Source organism: Aquimarina mytili (assembly GCF_016735115.1).
Taxonomy (GTDB): domain Bacteria; phylum Bacteroidota; class Bacteroidia; order Flavobacteriales; family Flavobacteriaceae; genus Aquimarina; species Aquimarina mytili.
This window is the reverse complement of record NZ_JAERQJ010000006.1, coordinates 316,195-342,022: the sequence shown is the minus strand read 5'-3', so window position 1 is coordinate 342,022 and position 25,828 is coordinate 316,195. Positions and strand designations below refer to the sequence as shown.

The 25,828-nt window shown below is 33.0% G+C and carries 20 protein-coding genes; 19 read left to right on the top strand and 1 reads right to left on the bottom strand.

The window, feature by feature from the left end:
• Nucleotides 1-492: 492 nt before the first annotated feature.
• The 11 genes from thrS to JJQ60_RS16030 all read left to right on the top strand — a co-directional run bounded on the left by thrS (nucleotide 493) and on the right by JJQ60_RS16030 (nucleotide 13,501).
• The gene (thrS, locus tag JJQ60_RS16080) at nucleotides 493-2,439 is read left to right on the top strand and encodes a threonine--tRNA ligase (RefSeq protein WP_201922558.1); all 1,947 of its coding nucleotides are present in this window, start codon (nucleotides 493-495) and stop codon (nucleotides 2,437-2,439) included.
• Between the two features lie 79 nt (nucleotides 2,440-2,518).
• On the top strand, nucleotides 2,519-3,028 hold the full coding sequence (infC, locus tag JJQ60_RS16075; RefSeq protein ID WP_074408604.1) for a translation initiation factor IF-3: 510 nt from the start codon (nucleotides 2,519-2,521) through the stop codon (nucleotides 3,026-3,028).
• A gap of 61 nt (nucleotides 3,029-3,089) precedes the next feature.
• Entirely contained in the window at nucleotides 3,090-3,287 is a 198-nt protein-coding gene (rpmI, locus tag JJQ60_RS16070) for a 50S ribosomal protein L35 (RefSeq protein ID WP_201922554.1), read from the top strand.
• 95 nt (nucleotides 3,288-3,382) lie between these two features.
• Nucleotides 3,383-3,727: a 50S ribosomal protein L20 gene (gene rplT / locus JJQ60_RS16065; protein ID WP_073320319.1), complete on the top strand. Its 345-nt coding sequence runs from the start codon at nucleotides 3,383-3,385 to the stop codon at nucleotides 3,725-3,727.
• A 174-nt stretch (nucleotides 3,728-3,901) separates the two neighbouring features.
• Complete coding sequence (locus JJQ60_RS16060; protein ID WP_201922551.1) at nucleotides 3,902-4,306, top strand: hypothetical protein; 405 nt, start codon at nucleotides 3,902-3,904, stop codon at nucleotides 4,304-4,306.
• Between the two features lie 7 nt (nucleotides 4,307-4,313).
• A complete protein-coding gene (locus JJQ60_RS16055; protein WP_201922548.1) occupies nucleotides 4,314-7,088 on the top strand; it encodes a PAS domain-containing hybrid sensor histidine kinase/response regulator in 2,775 nt (924 codons plus the stop codon).
• Nucleotides 7,089-7,130: 42 nt separating this feature from the next.
• Nucleotides 7,131-7,940 (top strand): TrmH family RNA methyltransferase, encoded by an 810-nt coding sequence (locus tag JJQ60_RS16050; RefSeq protein ID WP_201922543.1) that lies wholly within the window; start codon nucleotides 7,131-7,133, stop codon nucleotides 7,938-7,940.
• Nucleotides 7,941-8,024: 84 nt separating this feature from the next.
• Complete coding sequence (locus tag JJQ60_RS16045; RefSeq protein WP_201922540.1) at nucleotides 8,025-9,257, top strand: M48 family metallopeptidase; 1,233 nt, start codon at nucleotides 8,025-8,027, stop codon at nucleotides 9,255-9,257.
• Nucleotides 9,258-9,527: 270 nt separating this feature from the next.
• Nucleotides 9,528-11,732: a RelA/SpoT family protein gene (locus JJQ60_RS16040; RefSeq protein ID WP_201922537.1), complete on the top strand. Its 2,205-nt coding sequence runs from the start codon at nucleotides 9,528-9,530 to the stop codon at nucleotides 11,730-11,732.
• A gap of 30 nt (nucleotides 11,733-11,762) precedes the next feature.
• On the top strand, nucleotides 11,763-12,230 hold the full coding sequence (locus tag JJQ60_RS16035) for a Fur family transcriptional regulator (RefSeq protein WP_201922534.1): 468 nt from the start codon (nucleotides 11,763-11,765) through the stop codon (nucleotides 12,228-12,230).
• Entirely contained in the window at nucleotides 12,230-13,501 is a 1,272-nt protein-coding gene (locus JJQ60_RS16030) for an adenylosuccinate synthase (protein WP_201922532.1), read from the top strand. The genes JJQ60_RS16035 and JJQ60_RS16030 overlap by 1 nt, the downstream gene beginning before the upstream one ends.
• Nucleotides 13,502-13,588: 87 nt before the next feature.
• Here the strand turns inward: JJQ60_RS16030 and JJQ60_RS16025 are convergent, their stop codons facing one another.
• Entirely contained in the window at nucleotides 13,589-14,761 is a 1,173-nt protein-coding gene (locus JJQ60_RS16025; protein WP_201922530.1) for a TolB family protein, read from the bottom strand.
• A 471-nt stretch (nucleotides 14,762-15,232) separates the two neighbouring features.
• Between JJQ60_RS16025 and JJQ60_RS16020 the strand changes: the two genes are divergently transcribed.
• The 8 genes from JJQ60_RS16020 to JJQ60_RS15985 all read left to right on the top strand — a co-directional run bounded on the left by JJQ60_RS16020 (nucleotide 15,233) and on the right by JJQ60_RS15985 (nucleotide 25,690).
• The gene (locus JJQ60_RS16020) at nucleotides 15,233-17,110 is read left to right on the top strand and encodes an OstA-like protein (protein ID WP_201922527.1); all 1,878 of its coding nucleotides are present in this window, start codon (nucleotides 15,233-15,235) and stop codon (nucleotides 17,108-17,110) included.
• A gap of 54 nt (nucleotides 17,111-17,164) precedes the next feature.
• Nucleotides 17,165-18,358, top strand: coding sequence for an aspartate aminotransferase family protein (locus tag JJQ60_RS16015; protein WP_201922524.1), 1,194 nt, complete (start codon nucleotides 17,165-17,167; stop codon nucleotides 18,356-18,358).
• Between the two features lie 324 nt (nucleotides 18,359-18,682).
• Nucleotides 18,683-20,071, top strand: coding sequence for a tetratricopeptide repeat protein (locus JJQ60_RS16010; RefSeq protein ID WP_201922521.1), 1,389 nt, complete (start codon nucleotides 18,683-18,685; stop codon nucleotides 20,069-20,071).
• Nucleotides 20,072-20,150: 79 nt separating this feature from the next.
• Nucleotides 20,151-21,116: a DUF368 domain-containing protein gene (locus JJQ60_RS16005; RefSeq protein ID WP_201922518.1), complete on the top strand. Its 966-nt coding sequence runs from the start codon at nucleotides 20,151-20,153 to the stop codon at nucleotides 21,114-21,116.
• A gap of 3 nt (nucleotides 21,117-21,119) precedes the next feature.
• Nucleotides 21,120-22,145 carry a DUF368 domain-containing protein gene (locus JJQ60_RS16000; RefSeq protein ID WP_201922514.1) on the top strand — a complete coding sequence of 342 codons (1,026 nt, stop codon included), beginning with the start codon at nucleotides 21,120-21,122 and terminating at the stop codon, nucleotides 22,143-22,145.
• A complete protein-coding gene (locus JJQ60_RS15995; protein WP_201922511.1) occupies nucleotides 22,142-22,873 on the top strand; it encodes a shikimate dehydrogenase family protein in 732 nt (243 codons plus the stop codon). The genes JJQ60_RS16000 and JJQ60_RS15995 overlap by 4 nt, the downstream gene beginning before the upstream one ends.
• 169 nt (nucleotides 22,874-23,042) lie before the next feature.
• Nucleotides 23,043-25,058: a DUF349 domain-containing protein gene (locus tag JJQ60_RS15990; RefSeq protein WP_201922508.1), complete on the top strand. Its 2,016-nt coding sequence runs from the start codon at nucleotides 23,043-23,045 to the stop codon at nucleotides 25,056-25,058.
• A 5-nt stretch (nucleotides 25,059-25,063) separates the two neighbouring features.
• Nucleotides 25,064-25,690 (top strand): class I SAM-dependent methyltransferase, encoded by a 627-nt coding sequence (locus JJQ60_RS15985; RefSeq protein WP_201922505.1) that lies wholly within the window; start codon nucleotides 25,064-25,066, stop codon nucleotides 25,688-25,690.
• The last annotated feature ends 138 nt before the right edge of the window (nucleotides 25,691-25,828 follow it).

The following is a 25,828-nucleotide window of genomic DNA, read 5'->3' as shown; positions in this document are numbered from 1 at the left end:
CCTATGAACTTCGCTTATCTCTCAAAGCGGGTGCAAATATACAACCCCTTTTTTAACCACCAAAACTTTTTTGAAATAATTTGAAAAAAAGTTTCCCAGAAAAAATAAAGCCCCAAAATCCTCAATGAACTCGCAAAAAGAACCCCCTTTTTGCGGGTGCAAACATAACACCTTTTTATAAACCAACAACACCTTTTACAATCTTTTTTTAAACCTTTTTACAACTAACTGATACACCATGACTTAAAATTAGAAAAACGGGATAACGATTGTAATGGCATCCTTTTTTAAAACTCACCATACACTCTACAAACCTACTTATTTGAATTAAAAAAGATATAATGGAAAGCGTGGTCAAGATCCCCAAAGGATCTTGAATCCTCCAAAATAACAGCAAAACTGAAATACAATAATTTAATCAATTAAATATATACTATATTATTGTATGGGTTTTATTATCGTATTATCTTTGCAGCTTTAATTAAAATAAAGATGATCAAAATTACATTACCGGATGGTTCGGTTAGAGAGTACAGCAGTAGCATTACAGCTATGGATGTTGCAAAAGATATTAGTGAAGGATTTGCCAGAAATGTTATTTCTGCACAATTTAATGGAACCACTATAGAAACCTCTACCGAGTTAACCCAAGACGGTAATCTAATTTTATACACATGGAGAGATGAAGAAGGAAAAACAGCCTTTAGGCATTCTACATCTCATGTTTTGGCCCAAGCATTAGAACAACTTTATCCAGGTGTTAAATTATCTATTGGCCCTGCTATTGATAATGGGTTTTATTACGATGTTGATTTAGGAGACAGAACTATTTCTGAAAAAGATTTTAAGGCGATTGAGGATAAAATGTTGGAAATCGCCAGAGGTAAACATGATTTTAAAATGAGATCGGTATCTAAGGCCGAGGCATTAGAAAAATATAAAGGAGAAGGAAATGAATATAAGGTTGAACTTATAGAAAATCTTGAAGATGGAACGATAACATTTTGTGACCATGACACCTTTACTGATTTATGTCGCGGTGGTCACATCCCGAATACTGGCATTATAAAAGCTGTAAAGATTATGAGCGTTGCCGGAGCATATTGGCGCGGTGACGAAAACAACAAACAGCTTACTCGTGTTTACGGAACATCATTTCCGAAACAAAAAGAGTTAAAAGAATATCTTGAATTACTGGAAGAAGCCAAGAAACGTGATCACAGAAAATTAGGAAAAGAGCTTGAGCTTTTTACATTTTCACAGAAAGTAGGTCAAGGGTTACCGCTTTGGTTACCAAAAGGAGCTGCTTTGAGAGATCGTTTAGAACAGTTTTTAAAGAAGGCTCAGAAAAAAGCTGGATATGAAATGGTAATGACACCTCATATTGGTCAAAAAGAGCTATATGTAACCTCGGGACATTATGCAAAATACGGTGAAGATAGTTTTCAACCTATCAATACACCTGCCGATGGAGAGGAATTTCTTTTAAAACCTATGAATTGCCCTCATCACTGTGAAATCTACAATAGTGCCCCATGGTCTTATAGAGATCTACCAAAACGGTATGCAGAATTTGGTACTGTATATAGATATGAGCAGAGTGGTGAGTTACATGGACTAACCAGAGTACGAGGCTTTACTCAAGATGATGCACATATTTTTTGTACTCCTGATCAGTTGGATGAAGAATTCAAGAAAGTAATTGACTTAGTACTTTATGTATTTGGGTCTTTAGGTTTTGAAAATTTTACAGCTCAGGTATCTGTAAGAGATCTAGAAAACCCCGACAAATATATTGGAGATGTCGCCAACTGGGAAAAAGCAGAGAATGCTATTATTAGTGCTGCCAAGGATAAAGGATTAGATTACGTTATTGAAAGTGGAGAAGCTGCTTTTTATGGACCTAAACTGGATTTCATGGTTAAAGATGCATTAGGCAGAAGCTGGCAATTAGGAACAATACAAGTTGATTACAATCTACCAGAACGTTTTGATTTAACATATAAAGGAAGTGATAACGAGTTACACAGACCCGTAATGATCCATAGAGCTCCTTTTGGAAGCATGGAACGATTTATTGCTATACTACTAGAACACACTGGAGGTAATTTCCCGTTATGGCTAATGCCAGAACAAGCTATTATACTCTCTATCAGCGAGAAATATGAAAAATACGCTGAAAAAGTTTTAAATTTGTTAGAAAATGACGAAATTCGCGCCCTTGCGGATCATAGAAATGAAACGATAGGTAAAAAGATAAGAGAAGCTGAAATGAATAAGTTTCCTTATATTGTAATCGTTGGAGAACAAGAAGAAAAAAATAATACAATATCTGTTCGTAAACATGGAGGAGAGGATTTAGGAGCGATATCTATTGAAAAGTTTTCCGAAATAATTACAGAAGAAATTAACAGAACACTAAAACCGTTTAACGGATAATATATAATAAACTAAGTTTAATTTAAATTTTTAAGCCATAGCAATAAGAAGAAGAAGGTCTCAAAAACCACTAAGAGTAATTAAAGAAGATGCTCACAGAATTAACCACAAAATTCGTGTTGATGAAGTGCGTCTAGTAGGTGACAATGTTGAAGTTGGTGTATACCCAACCAAAAAAGCACTTCAACTGGCAGAAGAACAAGAACTTGATCTTGTAGAGATTTCACCTAAAGCAGTACCTCCTGTTTGTAAAATAATGGATTATAAAAAATTCCTTTACGAACAAAAGAAAAGAGACAAAGCTTTAAAATCAAAAGCTACAAAAGTTGTTATCAAAGAAATTAGATTCGGACCTAATACCGATGAGCATGATTATGAATTTAAGAAAAAACATGCTATCAAGTTTCTTAGCGAAGGCGCTAAACTTAAAGCTTATGTTTTTTTCAAAGGTCGTTCTATCATTTACAAAGACCAGGGTCAGATATTACTTCTAAGATTAGCTCAAGAGCTGGAAGAGTATGGTAAAGTAGAACAGATGCCTAAATTAGAAGGTAAACGTATGATTATGTTTATTGCTCCTAAAAAATAAAGAATATAATTCTATTTGGAATTATTAAGATAATAAGTGAGATTATTAAAACAAGGATCAAATGCCTAAAATGAAAACAAAATCCAGTGCAAAAAAGCGTTTTAAGCTTACCGGTACTGGTAAATTAAAAAGAAAGCACGCTTTTAAGAGTCATATCTTGACAAAAAAATCTAAGAAGCGTAAGCTTGCTTTAACGCACGCAACATTGGTGCACAAAAGCGATGAAAACAGTATTAAAGAGCAATTACGTTTAAAGTAATAATCTTTTTAATCAGGTTAGAATTATTATAAACCGGGGAGTTAGGCTTTTAAAGTGTTGATTATCGACCGCCTTCTACCAAAAAATTTAAAATTATGCCAAGATCAGTAAATTCTGTTGCAAAAAGAGCTAGAAGAAAAAAAGTTCTTAAGCAAGCAAAAGGTTACTTTGGACGTCGTAAAAACGTTTGGACAGTAGCAAAAAATGCGGTTGATAAAGCGATGCAATATTCGTATAGAGACCGTAGAAATAAAAAGAGAACTTTCCGTGCTTTATGGATCACACGTATTAATGCAGGTGCCCGTTTACATGGTATGTCTTATTCTCAATTTATGGGTAAAGTAAAAGCTAATAACATCGAACTTAACCGTAAGGTTCTTGCCGATTTAGCAATGAACAATCCAGAAGCTTTTAAAGCGATTGTAGAAAAAGTAAAGTAATCTTTTAAATCATAAATACTATCTCACTTATATATAAAAAACCGCTCAAATGAGCGGTTTTTTTTGTTTGCATCTCTTTACAAAAAAGCACTTAATCGGTAAAATTGGTTTTTTATCTGTTAAAAATGAGAGAAAACCGTATTTTTTACCTATTTTTAACTAAACTAGACAGATATGAAAAAAAACTACTTCTTACTTACATCTGGATTACTTTTATTAAGTAATGGGTTATATGCTCAAGAACATAACACACATTCTGAGGGCTTATTAGGAGTCGAACAAATCTTTGGCTTATTAGAAATGCCTTTTCTAGCCATAGCACTTGTTTTCAGTTTTCTTACCGCTACAAGATTAAAAGGAGGTAAATTCGGATCAGGAATGACGTTATTGGCATGGGGTTTTGTAGTTATGGCATTAGGGCATCTTCATATGCAAATTGCCCATATTTTTAACTACAACATTTTTAAGAATATTTTTGGAGATACTTTAGGTAACTATATTTGGTTTATTGCCTTAATACTAACATGGGGGCTATCTGCATTAGGGTTTTACAAAATATATAAAGCTAGCAAAATATAATCCATAAATGATCAATTGGCTAAAAAGAATACTATCCCTACAAAAAGCCGATTTTCCAAAAAATCAAGAGGAACAGGAAATTACCAATCTCGTCGATTTTTTATGGAAAAAAATTGACGCACCCGAAAACAATACCGCTTTAAAAACAAAAATCGACGCTTTTAATGAGTATTCCTCAAGTAAAAAAATAGAAGCTTTACCAGAATTATATTTACTGCTTGAAGAATTCATTACAGAAAAGAATACGACTAATCGTCACAATAAAAAATCTATACAAGATTTAGTTTTTTTAAACTATAGTAACTTATTTAAGAATGTAAATTTTAAGTTGATATTTGAGCCTCTAAAGAAACAAGAACTATCTCTTTGCAAGGTTTTTCTTTTGCAAGTACTTAAAAAATCATCAGAATTAGTTGGCAATTATAATGACTCAAAAATTATAAAGATTGAAAAACACTTAAGCACTCCCTATGACTTTCAGTCTATAGATTTAATAAAAGAGAGGAAAAACTTATTAGATTTTTCTAATCAGATTTTCTTCAAAATGAAAAACGTTTTAGGTATAAATGCAATCACTAATATTTATTTACTGATTTATAAACAACATTTTCAATCCTATCATTTGCTTGATTCATTTACAGCTACACTCAATGTTATTCCCGAAGAAATTTTAGCAAAGGATCTTATTAATTTCCCGAGCAAGCAGCAAATGCTAAAGATGCTGCAAAAACAGCTATACAGTTTAGAAGAAATTAACGAACGTCTTACCGAAGAAATTATTGAGAAGAAGGAGGTTGAAGAAGAGCTAAAACATAGCGAACATCTGAAAACTACGATTCTGGAAACTGCAATGGATGGCGTAATTCTTGTAAACAGTGAAGGCACCGTACTTAATTGGAACAAACAAGCTGAAAACATTTTAGAAGTACCAAGAGAAGAAACTATCGGTAAAAGCCTATTTCCTCTTGTTCCTTATAAACTCAGACAAGAACTAAAAAGAAGTTTTAGCAACTACATAAAAACCGGAGATGATGAGCTAATCAATAAACGAGTAGAAACTTCTGTAAAAAGAAAAAATGGATCAACAGTGTATGTTGAACTTACCATTATAGCTATCGAAGCCAAAGATGATTTTCTTTTCAATGCATTTTTTAGAGATATCACGAATAAAAGAATAATTGACAACGAAATCAGAGAAGCAAAAGTCTTGGCAGAAAAATCTGCCAAAGCAAAATCGGTTTTTTTATCCAACATGAGTCATGAGATAAGAACTCCTCTAAATGTAATTCTAGGATTAACAAGTATTCTTCAAAAGAGTGATTTTAGCAATCCGGAAATAGACAAAAAAAATCTGGACGGGATCCAATTTTCTGCGGAGAATCTTTTGGTCTTAATTAATGATATTCTCGATTTTTCTAAAATTGAAGCTGGAAAGTTGACCTTACACAATACTGATTTTAACATCAGGGAACTTATTGCTAATATATCAAGAGGTTTTAAAATAAAAGCCGATGAAAAAGGATTAGAATACCAGATGCATATCGAATCTTCGGTTCCAAAATTCATTATTGGAGACCAATTAAGACTCAATCAAATCTTGATCAACCTTTTAGGAAATGCAATAAAATTTACTCATACAGGGGAAGTGGCAATTCATGTAAAAACGGAAAAGGTAGATGACACCTCTATTACAATAAATTTTTCTGTAAAAGATACCGGAGTGGGAATCCCAAAAAATAAGCTTAAGAACATTTTCGAGAGCTTCTATCAAGTCCATAAACCCGGGAAAAATAAAATAGAAGGCACCGGACTTGGGTTGTCAATTTCAAAACAACTTATAGAATTACAAGGAGGTCGGCTTAACGCGCATAGCGAATCGGGTATTGGATCTACTTTTGACTTCTCTATAACGTATAACAAAAGCAACTTTAAATCTTCTGATATAGATGTTACATCATCTACAAGTGAAGATATAAATAGGTTGGCGGGCATGAAAGTTCTCGTTGTTGAGGACAACAAAATGAATCAATTTTTTATGGCACAATTACTTTCTAACTGGAATATAGATGCCGATATTGCAGAGAATGGAAAAATAGCATTAGAAAAAATTGAAGATCATCCTTATGACTTGGTCCTTATGGATATGCACATGCCTGTTATGGACGGTCCTGAAGCGGCAGAACAAATTAGACAATCAAAAAATGCAAGAGTTAGTCAGACCCCAATAGTAGCATGTTCGGCAGATGTGTTTCCTGACTCAAAAAAGAAAGCAATCGAGTCTGGAATGAATTTTTATCTCACAAAACCACTTAGTGAAGATGCCTTAGAAGAAATACTTTACAGTCTAAACCCAAGGACAACCCCAAGCATAATTTCAAATCCTATACAACCAGATATCCCAAAAGAATCTGCTTCACCTGAGACTAAAAAAATCTGCAACCTCTCTTTCCTAAAAAAAACTTTTGATAACGATACCACTACGATTTTGGGAGTACTTCAAATGTTTATTGAAGAAACTCCTGACGACTATAATAAACTAAAACATGCTATTGAAAAACAGGACGCTGTACCAATAAAGGAATATTCTCATAAGCTTAAATCAAGTTTCAAAACTTTAGGAATACAAGAGGAATCTGTTACACTAGGAAAGATTGAACATCTTTCAAAAGAAAACAAATTAAACGAAGTTTCTGATTTATTTAGCAAATTAGATCAAGCGTATCCGAAAATAATTGAAGAAATTAGATTATCTATTAAAGAACTTACTACTTCAAATTCTTAAAAAGAACATATTTTATATTGCACTATCATTATCTTTGCTCTTATGCAAAACCAAATTACAAGTCTACAGAATACCAAAATAAAATCATTAATACAACTCAAAGAAAAATCCAGAATTCGAAAAAAGGAAGGTTGTTTTATTATTGAAGGGAAACGTGAAATTAAACTAGCCCTAAAAGGAAATTACACCATCAAGCAACTATACTATTGCCCTTCAATTGTATCAGATGTTGAGATTTCTTCCATTATTGACAATCATGATAATCAAATTGATCTTTACGAAATCACCATGGAGATCTATCAGAAGCTTGCATATCGCACAACCACAGAAGGAATTATAGCGGTGGCAAAGTCAAAAGACCTGGAGATTAAAAATTTGGTATTATCATCAAAAAAACCACTTATTCTTATTGCTGAAGCGCCCGAAAAACCAGGTAATATTGGCGCTTTACTACGCACAGCTGATGCTGCCCAATTAGACGCTGTTCTTATTGCAAATCCAAAAACAGATATTTATAACCCAAATATTATCAGATCTAGTGTAGGATGTTTATTCACTAATACTATTGCAACCGGAACTTCTAAAGACATCATTAATTTCTTAAAAAAACAAAAAATCAACATCTATGGAGCAGCATTACAAACCTCTGTAAATTATCACACTCAAGATTATACTAAACCCACAGCTATTGTCGTTGGTACAGAAGCAACCGGGTTAAGTGAAGACTTTTTGCAAAGCACCACCCAAAATATTAAAATCCCAATGAGTGGGGTGATAGATTCGATGAATGTATCGGTGGCAGCAGGAATTCTGATTTTTGAAGCCAAACGTCAGCGAAACTTTATAGACTAAAAGATAAAAAAGTAGCATTATAAATAAATTAAAATCATTACCTTTCGATTCCTACAAATCCCAAACTACTAATTACACTAACCAATGACCCCAGAATCTCTTTTTTATTTATTGATCACCATTATTATTATTGTATTTCTAATAGATTCTCTATTAGACATTCTTAATGCAAGACATTATAATGATGAAATCCCTGAAGAGCTTTCTGATGTTTATCCAAAAGAAGAATATCAAAAATCTATTGAATACAAGAGAGCAAATTATAAATTTAAGCTAGTATCATCCACTATATCTCTTTGTATCATGCTACTTTTTTTCTTTTTAGATGGTTTTGCATGGGTAGATAATTTTGCCAGATCAATTTCAGACAACTCAGTTGTCATTGGACTTATCTTTTTTGGCATCATAATGATAGGCAGTGACATTCTATCGACTCCTGTTGCCTATTATAAAATTTTTGTCATTGAAGAAAAATTTGGTTTCAATAAAATGACCACTAAAACTTTCTTCATTGATAAAATAAAAAGTATCATCATGATGGCTATTGTTGGTGGAGGGCTTTTAGCATTAATAATGTGGTTTTATGAAATTACCGGAAAATCTTTTTGGATTTATGCATGGGCATTAGTTTCGATCTTTACGATAGCTATGAATATGTTTTATGCAAAACTTATTGTTCCGATTTTTAACAAACAAACTCCCTTAGAACCTGGCGAACTTAGAGATACGATTAATGAATATTCTAAAAAAGTAGGATTTCAGCTAAAGGATATATTTGTAATTGATGGCTCAAAAAGAAGTACAAAAGCAAATGCATATTTTTCAGGGTTTGGAAGCGAAAAAAGAATTACACTATATGACACATTGATTAAAGATCTTAATAAAGAAGAAATTGTAGCTGTACTTGCACACGAGGTTGGGCATTATAAGAAAAGACACGTAATTTTCAACCTAATATTATCTATAGCCCTTACGGGAATAACCTTATGGTTCTTATCGCTTTTCATCTCAAACCCACTTCTTTCCGAAGCTCTAAGAGTTCAGGCTCCTTCATTTCATATAGGTCTAATAACTTTTGGAATACTCTATAGTCCAATCTCAGAAGTTACTGGGTTGATTATGAATGTTGTATCGAGAAAATTTGAATACCAGGCAGATGAGTATGCCAAAAACACATACAATAGCGAGGCGTTAATAAATAGCCTTAAAAAACTTTCTAAAAACAACCTTAGCAATCTTACACCACATCCTGCCATGGTTTTTATCCACTACTCTCACCCTACTCTATTACAAAGAATCAAAAAACTCAGAAAATAAACCATCTAGAGGGAACCCTGCTAGGCATCGGTAGGAAAATAATTTTGATTTTGTGGTAAGCCTTAAGGTATTTAAATCTCGATTATCGAGTAAAATCCATGAGATAAGTGCTTGGTGGTTACAATTCTTAGTTGTACTTTTAATTAATATTGCAAATTAAAAATTTGTGACAGATATCAACTTAAGGCACAATTTTTGACTTATAGTTAATATCATTAAGGGGGACATTGCACATGATACTAAATAGGGCTTTCTTATAAACTTTGTGATATGACCGAAGCTGCTATAGAGGAAGAAAACAAACAGATTGCTAAGCAATACAAAGAATTGCTTCGTATTAGTTATAGAGATCTTTCTAAAGAAGATAAAACACTAATACGTCAAGCATTTGACATTGCCGTTGACGCACACAAAGATCAACGACGTAAAAGCGGTGAAGCATACATTTTTCACCCTATCGCTGTTGCAAAAATTGTAGCAAGTGAGATTGGGCTCGATGCTACTTCTATTGCGGCGGCATTACTTCATGATGTAGTTGAAGATACAGAATACACCCTGGTTGATATAGAGCAAATGTTTGGAGAAACAGTAGCTCGTATTGTTGATGGCTTAACTAAAATATCTTCTCTAAAAAAAGATAGGGACATTTCCCTACAGGCAGAAAATTTTAGAAAAATGTTGCTTACTCTTAATGATGATGTACGAGTTATTATCATTAAGATTGCAGATCGTTTGCATAATATGCAAACAATGGATGCAATGCGACCAGATAAGCAAGTAAAAATTGCCTCAGAAACCTTATACATTTATGCTCCCTTAGCACATCGAATTGGTCTCTATAATATTAAAACAGAATTAGAGGACCTGGGATTAAAATATACCGAGCCTGAAGTCTATAAAGATATCCTTGAAAAAATTAAGGAAAGTAAGGAAGAGCAAGATGAATACATTAAAAGGTTTTCTGACCAGATACGTGTCGGATTAGATAGAGAAGGACTAAATTATGAAATAAAAGGAAGACCGAAATCGATTTTCTCTATTCGTAGAAAAATGGTAAAACAAAACATCGCTTTTGATGAAGTTTATGACAAATTTGCCATACGAATTATTTACAAGTCGGATCTTGAGAATGAAAAATTTATTGCCTGGAAAATATATACCGTAGTAACAGATTATTATCGCCCCAACCCTATTCGTTTAAGGGATTGGATTTCGCAACCTAAATCTACAGGTTATGAAGCTTTACATATTACTGTTATTGGTCCTGACAGCAAATGGGTCGAAGTACAAATACGAAGCGAACGCATGCATGAAATTGCCGAAAAAGGGTATGCAGCACATTATAAGTACAAAAACACTGAAGAAAAGCAAGATCAAGGACTAGATGGTTGGCTAAACAGATTGCAAGAAGCTCTAGAAAACTCTGAAACAAATGCCGTAGATTTTGTTGAAGAATTCAAACTAAATTTATACGCCAAAGAAATATTTGTTTTTACACCGGAAGGTGATTTAAAATCGCTTCCTAAAGGAGCCACTGCTCTAGACTTTGGTTTCAGCGTTCATACTGAAGTCGGGTTAAAAACTCGAGGAGCGCGAGTAAACGGAAAATTAGTTCCTTTAAGTCAAGAACTAAAAAGTGGAGATCAAGTTGAAATCATCACATCAACCAAATCAAAACCATCCTCTAGTTGGTTAGATTATGCCACCACAGCCAGAGCACGATCTAAAATTAAATCTGCATTACGAGATGAAAAGAAACAAATTGCAGAAGATGGAAAAGTTATATTAAAACGCAAATTACGCTCTCAAAAAATAACCATGAGCGAAAAAGTTGTTAATGAGCTTGTGCTATATTTTAAATTAAAAACAAGCCTTGACCTTTTTTATAGAGTTGGTATCGGAACCATAGACAATCAAAAAATCAAAGAATTCGCCAATACGCGTAGTAATGTCTTCATGAATTTTATTAAAAATAGAATTCGCAGAGGTAATATTAAAGACGTAAACAAGGAAGAAATTACTTCAAAATTTGATTTACTTGTATTTGGTAAAGATTCAGAAAAATTAGAATACAAACTGTCTAATTGTTGCAATCCAATCCCGGGAGATGATGTTTTTGGATTTATAACTGTAAATGAAGGTATAAAAGTGCATAAAAAGAATTGTCCAAATGCACTGCAACTACAAAGCAATTATGCCTATAGGATTATGCCTGCCAAATGGATAGACTCTAGCCAAGAAGAGTTTAAGGCGGTTATAAGACTTAACGGGATCGATAATATTGGTGTTGTTAATGAAGTAACACAAGTAATTTCTAACAATATGCACCTTGCCATCTATAATATGAATTTTGACACTAATGACGGCGTTTTTATAGGGAAAATCACGGTTGGGGTTACCAACAAAAATACCTTAAAAACTGTGATGAAAAATCTTTCAAAAATAAGTGGTATCGATAAAGTGGTTAGAGAATAAAAAATAATGTAACTTTGCTTTTTTAAGCTTATGAGTACTAGAGCAACCACACAAAACGACCAAAATATCGTTAAAAACGTGTTTACCAGTTTTTTAGAAGAAAACGGTCATAGAAAAACACCTGAACGATATGCCATACTTCAAGAGATTTATGAAAGTGATGAGCATTTTGATATAGAATCTTTATATATCAAAATGAAAAACAAAAACTACAGGGTTAGTCGTGCCACCTTATACAATACAATTGAATTATTGTTAGAATGTAAACTTGTTAGAAAACATCAATTTGGTCAAAACCAGGCGCAATATGAAAAATCATATTTTGACAGACAGCATGATCATCTTATTCTAACGGATACAGGAGATGTACTTGAATTTTGTGATCCAAGAATTCAATCCATAAAAAAAACTATAGAAGAAATTTTTAATGTAGACATTACAAATCATTCATTGTATTTCTACGGAACTAAAAAGAAACCAACTAATCAAGACAACTAATGGCAGTAAATTTATTGCTTGGTCTTCAATGGGGAGACGAAGGTAAAGGAAAAATTGTAGACGTTCTTACAAAAGATTATGATATAATAGCTCGATTTCAAGGGGGACCAAATGCAGGTCACACACTGGAATTTGACGGAATCAAACATGTATTACATACCATTCCAAGTGGTATTTTTCATGATAAAGCAATTAATTTAGTAGGTAATGGAGTAGTTATCGATCCAGTGATTTTCAAAAAAGAATTAGACAATCTGGATAAATTCGATTTAGACTACAAATCCAAATTACTGATTTCAAGAAAAGCACACCTCATCCTTCCTACACATCGAATTTTGGATGCAGCTTCTGAAGCTTCTAAAGGAAAAGCAAAAATTGGTTCTACTTTAAAAGGTATTGGCCCAACATACATGGATAAAACCGGAAGAAATGGTATTCGTGTTGGAGATTTAGAACTAAGTGACTGGAAAGAACGCTATCGTAACCTAGCCAATAAACATGAAGCAATGATCGACTTCTATGATGCGAAAATAGAATATGATCTTGAAGAATTAGAAAATGAATTTTTTGAAGCCGTAAAAACCTTAAAAACACTTAAATTTATTGATAGTGAAGAGTATTTACATCAAGCACAAAAAGATGGCAAAACTATTCTTGCTGAAGGCGCACAAGGATCTTTATTAGATATTGATTTCGGAACCTATCCTTTTGTAACCTCTTCTAATACTACCGCGGCAGGAGCATGTACCGGTTTAGGTATTGCTCCAAATAAAATCAAAGATGTTTTTGGAATTTTTAAAGCATATACGACACGAGTAGGTAGTGGCCCATTTCCAACCGAATTGTTTGACAAGGATGGAGAAACCATGGCACGTGTAGGACACGAGTTTGGAGCCACGACAGGAAGACCAAGACGATGTGGCTGGTTAGATCTTGTAGCCTTAAAATATGCTGTACATGTAAATGGAGTTACCAAATTAATGATGATGAAGGGAGATGTACTAAGTGGATTTAAAACCCTAAAAGTATGTACTGCATATAAATACAAAGGAGAAACTATTACACACCTGCCTTATAATATTGAACCTGAAAACGTAACACCAATTTATACAGAAATGAAAGGTTGGTCTGAAGATCTAACGGGTATGACAGATGCTTCTGAACTTCCTAAGGAACTTAATCAATATATAACTTTCTTAGAAAAGGAACTAGAGACACCAATTACTATTGTCTCTGTTGGACCAGATAGAACACAAACCATTCATAGGTAAATAAAAAAATTCGAAAGAATATATTTTATATAAAAAAAGAAGCTACTTAATGTAGCTTCTTTTTTTAGTTATTCTAATACAAAACCACTAAAACGAAGTGATTTTTTCTTCACTTGAGTGTATATCGATTACGCGTTCTACCTCTTTTATAGTCTCCGGCTTTTGACCAAAATATTTAGAAAATGAAACTAATTGTCTAAATCCATATATATCATCATCACCATCTCCTCCCATACGATTACTGGCAAAATATCCTATTTTACTTTCCTCATTAATAATAAAAGTGAAGTCATCCTCAGTACTATTAATTGGCACTCCAAGGTTATACACCCTTGCATTATTAGACTGATCAGGCATAACAACAAAAACATCTAAACCACCAAACCCAATATGACCATCACTGGCAAAAAATAATTTTCCTTTATCACTTACATATGGGAAAGTTTCGCGACCTTCGGTATTGATTTGTTCACCTAAATTTTGTGGTATACCAAAGCTTCCATCATCATAAATTTCTACAACGTATAAATCTGATTGACCTATACTTCCTGGCATATCGCTAGCAAAATACAAAAACCTGCCATCAGGAGATAATGTTGGATGAGCTATCGAATATTCATCACTACTAAAAGGCAGTTCTTCTACATTTTTCCATTTTCCATCTTCATAATAAGCCCTATATATTTTTAACAGAACATTCCCTTTTGTATTGGTTTTTGATTTTCTTTTAGAATAATTATTCCTGGTAAAATAAACTGTCTTGTTATCCTTACTAAAAGCTGCTGAAGATTCGTGAAATTTTGTATTTATACTCCCTTTCAATTTTCTGATTCTTTGTTTATCTGATCTTTTGGAGGTAGTAAATAAATCTAAAAAAGGTTGATTACTTTGATTGTCAAATGATTTAGAAATACTACTGACATTTCTTGAAGAAGAAAACACCAATTCGCCTTCAAAAAAAACAGGAGCATAATCAGAATGTTCTGAGTTTATATTCAAGAAATTTAGTTTAAAATTCCCTACCTCCTTCTCCACAACAGTGAGAGAATCCAACAAAGAATTATATTCATCCCCTCTCTTCAGAATTTCACCATCATCAAAGTATAGATTAAATGTTGATTTTAAATGCTTTTCATTGATGTCAACAAAAGCAACTTCGACAAAAGTTTCGTTTATTCTTTCTAACTGTTTCCATTGAGAAAATACTGCACCCCAACAAAAGAAAAAAAACAGCCCCCAAAGGTTTTTTTTCAATAGCATCTATTAGTTTTTTTGATGATTGTGTTATAAAACTTAATCTTTTTCTTCCCTACTTATATATAATATTATACGTCAAAAACCCTATTATTAAAGGTCAAGACAGATATTTACAAATTTAAAAGTGGGGTAAAAATCGAAACCATCCCCATAGTTTCGATAATAGTTTTTGTTGTTTTCCTAGTGCAATTTACTGATGCTTAAGCACATAAAGTGTTAAAAAAACTAAAAAAATTATAAAAACTCAGTTTCACTACCAAAAGTAGTGGCGTGCAGCCTACTAAAAACCATGTTTTTCTTCAAATCGATCAACCCAACTATTTCTTATAAACAGTAGATACCTTGCAACATAAATGAGATTCTGTAGTACTTATGAAGTATCCTATGATTAAAATTAGATAAAATTCTATTTCAATCACTTTAGAGCAATCATTAGATACAATTTTCGTTATTTTGCATACAAATTAAAAACCATTGAAAAACATACTATTCTATATATTTATCTCTTTTCTATTTTCTATAAGCGCATTTGCACAGGAAGGAAAACAAATCAAAGTTAAATCTGATCGAACAATCAAAGATGAAAACAGATTTCCTGGCGCAACAATATTAGCTAAAGTGGATACACAAGTTTATATGCAACATGAAGGAGTTGAGATCTGGTGTGATCAAGCCGTACACTATGGCGAGGATAAATTTGTTAGAGCTTTCGGTAATGTAAAAATGAAACAAGGAGATACCATTTCTATGATAAGCAAATATGCAGAGTATAATGGTAATACCCAATTTGCATATGCCAGTGATGATGTATTTATGGAAACCCCATCAAATACATTGCGAACGGATACCTTATTTTTTGACAGATTAAAGCAGCAGGCATATTATCGTAGTGGAGGAACTGTTAAAGACTCTGCAAATAATACACTAACCAGTAAGATTGGTCGTTATTTTATGGATAGAGATCAATTTTCTTTTAATACCAATGTAAAAGTAGTAAACCCAGAAAACACAATTGATTCTGATCGCCTGGATTATTTCCCTGAGCTTGATCATTTTTACCTTTATGGCCCTTCTACAGTGAAAGGAAAAGAAAGTACTCTATATTGTGAACGCGGGTTTTATGATACAGAAGTTAAAACAGGATATGCAATTAAGAATGCTCGAATCGACTATGATAAGCGTACCGTTTTTGGCGATAGTATTTTTTATAATAGTGCTGCCCAATTTGCATCTGCAACCAATAATATAAAAGTATTGGATACTGCTAATAATTCAGTAATCACAGGACATTATGCAGAGGTATTTAAAGATAAAGACTCTGTTTTTATTACCAAAAGAGCGCTAGCCGCAACATTACAAGAAAAAGATTCTATATTTATCCATAGTGATACCCTGATGGTAACAGGAAAACCCGAAAAGAGAATCATGAAAGGGTTCTATGATGTAAGAATATATAAAATTAACATGAGCGGTAAGAGTGATTCGATTAATGTAGATCAAACCACTGGATATACAAAGCTTATTGGCAGACCGATTCTTTGGGCTCAAAGAAATCAAATGACTGGTGATACGATAAAAATCATTTCGAACACCGAAACGGAAAAGTTGGATTCGCTTGTAGTATATCAAAATGCCTTTCTTGCTCAAGAAGATACCTTAAAAGCTGGTTATAATCAGGTAAAAGGGCAAATCCTCTATGGGTTATTTAAAGACAATGAAATCTATCAGGTAGATATTGATAAAAACACAGAAACCATTTTTTATCAAAGGGAAAGTGAAGGTAACCTTAAACTAATAGGGATTAATAAAGTGCTCTCTAGTTCCATTAAATTGTTACTAAATAATCAAGAGATTGAAGATGTCTATTATTATCAAAATATTGATGGCACTTTATACAGAGAAATTGATTTACCCCTAAATGCCAGGGAGCTCTCCGGTTTTAATTGGCGTGGTGATGAACGTATCAATAGCAAATCAGATCTTTTTAGAGGAGAATCGCCACCCAAACTTATTAAAATAAAAGGAATCCCTTTACCAGAAGATGAAGCCGATTTCTTTGATGAAGAAACTATAAAACGTATCGAAGACAACAAATCTGAAGGCTCTCGACTCTTAGAACAAGAACTTAAAGATGCTGAGCTCAAAGAGTCAAATGAACAATTAGATTCAATACTTCCAAAAAAAGAAATAAAAGAACAAATTGATTCAGAAAAGAAAAAGACAAAAAAGAAAACCTCTTTTATGGATCAGGATCTTAATCGTACTGCTAAACAAAGAGATAGTATAACAGTGACCACTTTACAATATCCTAAAAAAGAAATAAGAGATAGCATTAAGATTAGTAGTCAATAGTTGTGCTAATACTATATATACATCAAATTACTCAAAAGTATCTACAGATCAACTTTGAAAAAAGATTTTTTCAAATACCAGGCACAAACAACACCACATCCTTTGGCAATGGAGGTTTCTCATGCCGAGGGCACATATATATATGCTACAGACGGAAAAAAATATCTGGATTTTGTCGCTGGCGTATCGGCTTGCAGTCTTGGGCATAGGCACCCAAAGGTTGTTAGTGCCATAAAAGAACAATTAGACAAGTACTTGCACGTCATGGTGTATGGAGAATATATCCAACAACCAGCTGTATCTCTAGCCAAACTATTAGCCTCTAACCTTCCCGATCCTTTAGAAAAAACGTACCTTACTAATTCAGGAACCGAAGCCATTGAAGGATCTTTAAAATTAGCACGAAGAGTTACAGGACGCAGTCAAATTATCGCCGCCAGACAAGCCTATCATGGAAATACCATGGGGTCCATGAGTGTTATGGGCTTTGAAGAACGTAAACAAGCCTTTAGGCCTTTAATTCCAGATGTTCATTTCATATCTTTTAATGAAGAGGAAGATTTAAAAAAAATTACAAAAAAAACGGCGGCCGTAATTCTTGAAACCATACAAGGTGGTGCAGGATTTATTGAACCAAAGAACAATTTTCTAAAAAAGGTTAGAAAACGATGTGATGATGTTGGAGCTCTTTTGATATTAGACGAAATACAACCTGGATTTGGTAGAACAGGAAAACTATTTGGTTTTCAAAATTATAATATTACTCCTGATATTGTTGTTATGGGAAAAGGTATGGGAGGAGGATTACCTATCGGGGCCTTTACCGCTTCGACAGCAATGATGGATCAACTTCAGGATAACCCTAAATTAGGCCATATTACTACTTTTGGAGGAAACCCAGTCATTGCAGCTGCCGCTTTGGCAACATTACAAGAGGTTACCGACAGTGACGTAATGGCAGCTTCTTTAGAAAAAGAAAAATTGTTCAGATCCTTATTAATACATCCTCTAATTGAGGAAATAAGAGGATTGGGATTGATGTTGGCTATTATTACGTCTTCTGCAGAAATAACTAATGATATTATAATAAGATGTCAGGATAAAGGTCTAATCCTATTTTGGCTACTTTTTGAACCTAAAGCTATACGTATCACGCCCCCTCTAACGGTATCTGAACAAGAAATCAGAGAAGGTTGTGACATTATTCTTTCTGTTTTGGATGAAGTGAAGGATAGCAAAAAAATATAAAAATCTACCCCAGATATCATCTAAAAACCTTATCTTTAGTAGTGTATCTTCACAGAATGACGACTATATCAAATATAATAGCTTACTCAATTGTTAAACTCAATGCCATTAATAATTAATGGTACATATTTTGTTAATTAGTTTGTTAAAAACAATTGATTCCTGAAGTTCAATCATTCAATTTCATTTGTAATTTTAATACTTGAGGAAATCAATAATGCGAAAATAAATTGAGTATTGTAGTATTTTACTATTGTGACGTATAAGGGAAAAAAGTAATCAATAGTACTCCTATAATTTATTTCGCATCTTTAAAGAACGTGTATGAAGTTTAACCGCGAAGAAGAAAATAATTTCTCAATTACTCGATACGAGTCTATGCTGAGATCTAATGACGTTAAATTTTTTGATTCTGATGAGTTTGAATCTATTATTCATCACTACCTGGAAAACGGAAAAATAGCTAAGGCAAAAAAAGCAATATCTCTTGGTCTTTCTCAACATCCATCTTCTGTAAACCTAAAACTCTTACAAGTAGAAGTTTTGGTTTTTGAAGATCGTTTGGAAAAAGCAGACAATCTTTTGGCTCAATTACATGCATTAGAACCTGAAAACGAAGAGATTTATATCCAAAAAGCTAATATCCTATCCAAGCAAAATAATCATATCAAAGCTATAGAGCTATTGATGATGGCGCTAAGCTATACTAATGATGTGGCAGATGTATACTCCCTTATTGGAATGGAGTACCTCTTTATGGATGATTTTGAAAATGCAAAAATCAACTTCATGAGGTGCCTTGAAGCCGATGAACAGGATTATTCTGCACTTTATAACATTATCTATTGCTTTGATTTTCTAGAGCAACACCAAGAAGCTATAGAATACCTTAATATGTTTCTTAATAAAAATCCGTATTGTGAAGTTGCCTGGCATCAGGTAGGTAAACAATATTATGATTTAAAAGAATATGAAAAAGCCCTGGCTGCTTTCGACTTTGCAATTATAAGTGATGAATACTTTATTGGAGCATATTTAGAAAAAGGTAAAGTACTTGAAAAACTAAAACGCTATAATGAGGCTATAGAAAATTATCGCATTACTTTAGAGTTAGACGATCCTACTTCATTTGCATTATTAAGAATCGGAAAATGTCATGAAAAATTAGGCAATGATGATTTAGCTATTCAACATTTTTCTAAAACAGTACATGAAGACCCATTATTAGATAAAGGATGGATTGCTATTACTGATTTTTATCTACGCCAGCGCAACTATCAAAAAGCCTTGTATTATACCAACAAAGCAATCAATATTGATGGGGAAAATGTATTATACTGGAAGCGATATGCTAAAATAAATAATAGGTTAGCTTTTTTTGAAGAAGCCGAAAGAGGGTATCGAAAAGCACTCGAACTGGGCAACTACGAATTAGAAACCTGGTTAAATCGCTCTGATATTCTTAGATTTCTTGGCGAATCTGATGCTGCAATACAAAATCTATATCAGGCTCTAGAATTTTATCCGGAAAATGCAGAAATACAATATAGATTAGCCGGAATATATTACGAAATGCAAGATTTCGAAAAAGGCGAATACCATATCCGAAAGGCTCTAGAACAAGATTATGAGTATCATATTGTATTAGAAGAACTTTTTGAAAAAGTTTTTAACCTTACTTTGGTTCGAAATATTATTTCAGAGTATCAGTAATTTCAAAAAAAGACTTCTTTTTTTCTATTAAGTTTTGCATACATTTGTTTTGAATACAAATCGCAAAAAAATAGTTCGAATGCAAAGAAGTCTTAAGGACTACCTAGTTATTTCTCTAAAAGGCCTTGCCATGGGAGCTGCAGATGTAGTTCCTGGAGTTTCAGGAGGAACAATAGCTTTTATATCCGGAATCTATGAAGAATTAATAGAAACCATAAATACTCTAAATTTCTCTTTCTTTACTGTATGGAAAAAAGAAGGCTTCTTAAATGCCTGGAGAACGTATAATCTCTCTTTTCTCTCTACTCTCTTCTTAGGTATTGCCATTAGCATTTTATCACTGGCAAAGATTATAAAATGGCTACTACACAATGAACCTTTATTATTATGGGCATTTTTCTTTGGATTAGTACTTGCAAGTATTATATATATCGGAAAACAAATTACACAATGGAGACCTAAAGTATTTATTGGTATCCTGATCGCCGCAGTTATTTCATATCTAATCACTATTGCAGAACCTATAGCTTCTCCAGAAAATAACATATACCTTTTGTTTTGTGGATTTATCGCCATCATTGCTATGATACTACCTGGAGTATCTGGTGCCTTTATACTTCTTATCTTAGGAGCATATCAAACTTTTATAGACATTCTTAATCAACTTCGAGAAGGGTTAATTTCTATGGACTTTGATCTCTTATGGCAAGCCATTTATAAGATAGCAATTATTGCTATAGGTGCAATAACTGGTTTGAAATTGTTTTCTAAAGTACTTAATTGGATGTTTAAACATCACAAAAACACCACACTTGCAATACTTACTGGCTTTATGATAGGTTCTCTAAATAAACTTTGGCCTTGGAAAAAAGTAGTATCCTGGAGAATAAATTCTGAAGGACTCAAAGTACCGTATATTGAAAAAAGCATACTTCCCAATAATTTTGATGGTGATCCAAAGATCATCTGGGTGCTGTTATTTATTGCCATAGGTTTTTTATTAATTCTTATCTTAGAACGCCTTGCTGTAAAAAAAGCTGAATAACCTATGCAACAAAGTACCAGAACTTTTACTGATAGAATATTTCTCGTTATCAAAGGTCTTGCCATGGGTGCTGCGAATAAAGTACCTGGAGTTTCTGGAGGTGTAGTTGCCTTTGTTGCAGGTTTTTACGAAGAATTCATTTATTCGCTCCAGAAAATAAATCTAAAAGCATTTAAATTGTTTATTAATTTTAGGTTTAATAGCTTCTGGAGATATATCAATGGCCGATTTCTAGGACTACTTATTTTGGGAATGTTGATCAGTTATTTTAGCGTTTCTAAAATTCTAGATTACCTTATTATACATTATGAATTGTATGTATGGGCCTCTTTTTTCGGTATGATCGTGGGTTCTATATATTATATCGTAAAAGATTTTAATGACTGGAGCAAGCGAAATATTTTTTTAATCACTATAGGTACCATAGCCGGAATTAGTATTAGTCTATTAGACCCCGCCAAAGAAAATGATAATCTGTGGTTTGTTTTTATCTGTGGAATTATTGGTGTTTCTGGTATGACACTGCCTGGGTTATCTGGCTCTTTTATTTTAATTTTATTAGGGAATTATGTGCTTTTGCTGGTAGATTCTGTAAATGCTCTGTATGACACTATAGCAGACCTGATACGCTGGGATCTATCTTTTCTTGAAAATGCAAAAAGAATAAGACTATTGAAAGTCCTTATTGTGTTTAGTATAGGATCCTTAACCGGTCTCGTTACACTATCACACTTTTTAGGTTTTGTACTAAAACGATACAAAACGGCAACGTTTGCCTCAATAATCGGGTTTATTACAGGTTCATTAGGGGTCGTATGGCCCTGGAAAAATAAAATATACAAAGTTGACACTTTAGGCAATAAATTAGTTGATACGGAAGGTAACCTCATATTGGATAATTATGATCGTTACCTTCCCGATTTTTTAACTTTAGAAACCTATATAGGTATCGTATTTATTCTAATAGGAATTGCTATTGTTTTGTGGTTAGAATGGTATGGTCAAAGAACTTTAAAAAATTCAAAATGATAAAAATATATGGTTTATTAGGAAGAGATATTGGCTATTCTTTTTCTAGAAATTATTTTTCCGAAAAGTTTGAAAAAGAAAATCTTGATTGCCAATATAACAACTTTGATCTCAAACACATTGAAGAATTAAGACAGATTAAAGAAAATACCAGCATTAAAGGCCTAAATGTAACAATTCCTTATAAAGAAGATGTGATTTCGTACTTAGATCATCTCGATCCTATTGCAAAAGAAATTGGTGCTGTTAACGTAATTAAGTTTGATGAAAATCAGCAATCAATAGGGTACAATAGTGATTATTATGGCTTTACAGAATCTTTAAAACCATTGCTAAACAAGACTATAAAAAAGGCCTTAATTTTAGGTACTGGTGGAGCTTCAAAAGCTATTGCTTATGCCTTAGATCGATTAAATATACACTATACATTTGTATCCCGAAACCCAGATTTTAATGAACTGAGCTACAATGATCTTGACGAAGACATTATTAGAGAATATAAATTGATCATCAATTGCACTCCTTTAGGCACTCACCCCAATGTTGATTATTATCCGGATATCCCATATGAACACCTTACCAAAAACCATGTATTGTACGATCTAATTTACAATCCGGATCAAACCACATTTATGAAAAAAGGGCAAGAAAAAGGAGCAAAAACTACGAATGGATTGCAAATGCTAATTTTACAAGCTGAAAAATCATGGAAAATCTGGAATGATTAATTTCTAATCCTAATTTTCAATATAACATCTTATATACAAGTGTAAGAAACTCCTAAAACGCCTCAATAACTTTGAGGTTTTCTAATATGTTAGTATCTTAGTCATTGAATATACCTGTTTTGAAAAAAATAATGGTATCTGAGCTCACACAAACAAAAACGTTTACACAATGCCAACACGTGATAACCTGCCTCAGGCAGATGGAGAGAAAGAAAATAAGATAGAAACTTTAGAAACAAAATCTGAAAACACTATCGATACTGATCAAGAGTCATCCACAACTGAAGAAACTAAAGCTGATAACCCCAAAATAGAAGTTTTAGAAGCCGAAACTAAAAAATCTAATGATGACACTAATGTTTCTTCTGAAGAAGATACTTCAGAGGACAGTCATGATCATGTTCAAAATCAAATGGATGAAGCTGTTGCAGAACACAGTGAAGACGAAAGCACTATAGAACGGCATGATATAGAAAAGAAAGATTATCATGCAATGGACAAAGAAGAACTCGTTAAGGAACTTCGATATCTTATTAAATCAGAAAAAATACAGGCGATAAAAGAGCATGTAGAAGAAATTAAAAGTGAATTCAACGAAAAATTTAACGAAGAAGTAGAGCAAAAAAAAGAAGAGTTTTTAGCTGATGGTGGTGATATTATTGACTTCTATTATTCTACGCCCCTAAAAAAAGAATTCAACTCGGTATATTTTGATTACAAAGAAAAGCGTAACGCGTATTATCAAAATCTAAAAAAAGATCTACAAGAAAACCTTAAACGAAGGTTAGAATTGATTGAAGAATTAAAAGGCCTTCTTAATGTTGATGAAAATATAAATACAACCTACAATCATTTTAAAAGCATTCAGGAAAGATGGCGTAATGCAGGTGCAATCCCAAGAGACAAATACAATACTGTTTGGAACACCTACCATCATCATACCGAAAATTTTTATGACTTTTTGCATCTAAACAGAGAGTTTAGAGATCTTGATTTTAAGCATAACCTAGAGCAAAAGCTTAAAATTATAGAACGAGCCACCGAATTAGCCCAGGAAACTGATGTAAACAGGGCTTTTAGAGAGTTACAGCTACTTCATAAAATGTGGAAAGAAGATCTTGGACCTGTTGGTAAAGAGTATAGAGAGCCTATTTGGGAAAAATTTAGCGCTCTGACCAAACAAATCCATGAAAACCGTCAAAAATACTTCAAAGAGCTTGATAAAGTTTACGAAAAAAACCTCGAAGCAAAACAAAGTATTATTGCAAAAATAATTGAAGTTAGCTCTACGCACCCTCATAATCATAGTGGTTGGCAGCAAAAAATAAAAGAAATTGAAGCTTTAAGAGAAGAGTTTTTCAAGGCAGGTAAAGTTCCTTCTAATGTAAATGAAGAAACCTGGAGTCAGTTTAAAACTGCCGTAAGAGATTTTAATCGCAATAAAAATGCGTTCTATAAAAGTCTTAAAAAAGAACAGTTTGAGAATCTTAATAAAAAGATGGAGCTGATCAAAATTGCTGAAGATAATAAGGATAGCGAAGATATGGCTGCTACTACTCCTTTAATGAAAAAGATTCAGGCAGATTGGAAAAAAATTGGTCATGTCCCTCGCAAAGATAGTGATCGTATATGGAAAAGATTTAAAGAAGCATGCAATTCGTATTTTGATCGTTTGCATGCCGAAAGAAATGAAGCAAACAAAGAAGAAATTGCATCTCTTGAGAAAAAACAAGCTCATATTGATGCTCTTAAGGAGTTAAAACTCTCAGGAGATACCGAGGCAGATCTTAATACCATAAAAGAAAATATTGCAACCTGGAAGACCTTAGGTAGAGTTCCATATAAAAAGAAAAATATTGAATCAGAATATAATAAGGTTTTAGACACCCTTTTCCAGCAACTTAATTTAAGCCGTAAAGAAACTGAACTTATTAAATACGAAAATAAATTAAATACATTATCCAATCAAAGCGATGATAGAGCTTTAAAAAATGAACAAAGTTTTATTCGTAAAAAGATTGACGATGTTAATGGGGAAATTCGTCAGTTAGAAAACAACCTTCAGTTCTTCAAAAATACTAAAGATGATAATCCTCTGGTAAAAGAAGTACAGAAAAATATAGAAAAACATAGAGAAACTTTAGAGCTCTGGAAAGCTAAGCTGAAAAAAATTAAGCAATTATAAAATACATGCAGTGTTCGCTTTGTGGTTCAGAAACTAAGTTATATTCAGAAATACTCGACAAAACATATTTTAAATGTACCCACTGTAAGGGGATTTTATTAGATCCTTTTCATTATCTCTCTACTGAAGCTGAAAAAGATAGATATCAATTACATGTAAATGATATAACTGATCCTGGGTATCAAAATTTTGTGTCACCCATAGTCAATGCCGTTTCTCAAAAGTATAACGCACATCACAAAGGGCTTGATTTTGGTTCGGGTAGTGGTCCGGTTATTTCTTATTTGTTAAAGAAAAATGGGTACAACATCACTACATATGATCCTTTTTTTAATCCAAACAACACAGCACTAAAATCAACATATGATTACATAGTTTGCTGTGAAGTGATTGAGCATTTCTACCATCCCTTAAGAGAATTTGAATTACTTAATGCTCTTTTATTAGAAACCGGTACCTTATTTTGTAAAACCAGCATATACCATCCATCTATCGATTTTGATGCTTGGTGGTATAAAAATGATCCTACCCATGTATTTTTCTACTCTCCTGATACGTTACAGTGGATAAAAGAAAATTTCAAATTCAAAACTTTAGAGATCTCCGACAAACTCATTGCTTTTAGCAAATAATATTCTTCACATTCTGTCCAAAAGAAAAGTCAGAACTTAAACAAGGTCTTATTTACTAGTAAAAAGCAATATTATACATGCAATTTATCAACACGAAAACGTTTGAGGTATTGGAACGAATTTAACGCATGTAAGAAT

Excerpts from the sequence above, each read along its gene's own strand:
- thrS (WP_201922558.1), top strand. The coding sequence starts at position 493 with ATGATCAAAATTACATTACCGGATGGTTCGGTTAGAGAGTACAGCAGT.
- rpmI (WP_201922554.1), top strand. The coding sequence starts at position 3,090 with ATGCCTAAAATGAAAACAAAATCCAGTGCAAAAAAGCGTTTTAAGCTT.
- rplT (WP_073320319.1), top strand. The coding sequence starts at position 3,383 with ATGCCAAGATCAGTAAATTCTGTTGCAAAAAGAGCTAGAAGAAAAAAA.
- JJQ60_RS16060 (WP_201922551.1), top strand. The coding sequence starts at position 3,902 with ATGAAAAAAAACTACTTCTTACTTACATCTGGATTACTTTTATTAAGT.
- JJQ60_RS16055 (WP_201922548.1), top strand. The coding sequence starts at position 4,314 with ATGATCAATTGGCTAAAAAGAATACTATCCCTACAAAAAGCCGATTTT.
- JJQ60_RS16050 (WP_201922543.1), top strand. The coding sequence starts at position 7,131 with ATGCAAAACCAAATTACAAGTCTACAGAATACCAAAATAAAATCATTA.
- JJQ60_RS16045 (WP_201922540.1), top strand. The coding sequence starts at position 8,025 with ATGACCCCAGAATCTCTTTTTTATTTATTGATCACCATTATTATTATT.
- JJQ60_RS16040 (WP_201922537.1), top strand. The coding sequence starts at position 9,528 with ATGACCGAAGCTGCTATAGAGGAAGAAAACAAACAGATTGCTAAGCAA.
- JJQ60_RS16035 (WP_201922534.1), top strand. The coding sequence starts at position 11,763 with ATGAGTACTAGAGCAACCACACAAAACGACCAAAATATCGTTAAAAAC.
- JJQ60_RS16030 (WP_201922532.1), top strand. The coding sequence starts at position 12,230 with ATGGCAGTAAATTTATTGCTTGGTCTTCAATGGGGAGACGAAGGTAAA.
- JJQ60_RS16025 (WP_201922530.1), bottom strand. The coding sequence starts at position 14,761 with ATGCTATTGAAAAAAAACCTTTGGGGGCTGTTTTTTTTCTTTTGTTGG.
- JJQ60_RS16010 (WP_201922521.1), top strand. The coding sequence starts at position 18,683 with ATGAAGTTTAACCGCGAAGAAGAAAATAATTTCTCAATTACTCGATAC.
- JJQ60_RS16005 (WP_201922518.1), top strand. The coding sequence starts at position 20,151 with ATGCAAAGAAGTCTTAAGGACTACCTAGTTATTTCTCTAAAAGGCCTT.
- JJQ60_RS16000 (WP_201922514.1), top strand. The coding sequence starts at position 21,120 with ATGCAACAAAGTACCAGAACTTTTACTGATAGAATATTTCTCGTTATC.
- JJQ60_RS15995 (WP_201922511.1), top strand. The coding sequence starts at position 22,142 with ATGATAAAAATATATGGTTTATTAGGAAGAGATATTGGCTATTCTTTT.
- JJQ60_RS15990 (WP_201922508.1), top strand. The coding sequence starts at position 23,043 with ATGCCAACACGTGATAACCTGCCTCAGGCAGATGGAGAGAAAGAAAAT.
- JJQ60_RS15985 (WP_201922505.1), top strand. The coding sequence starts at position 25,064 with ATGCAGTGTTCGCTTTGTGGTTCAGAAACTAAGTTATATTCAGAAATA.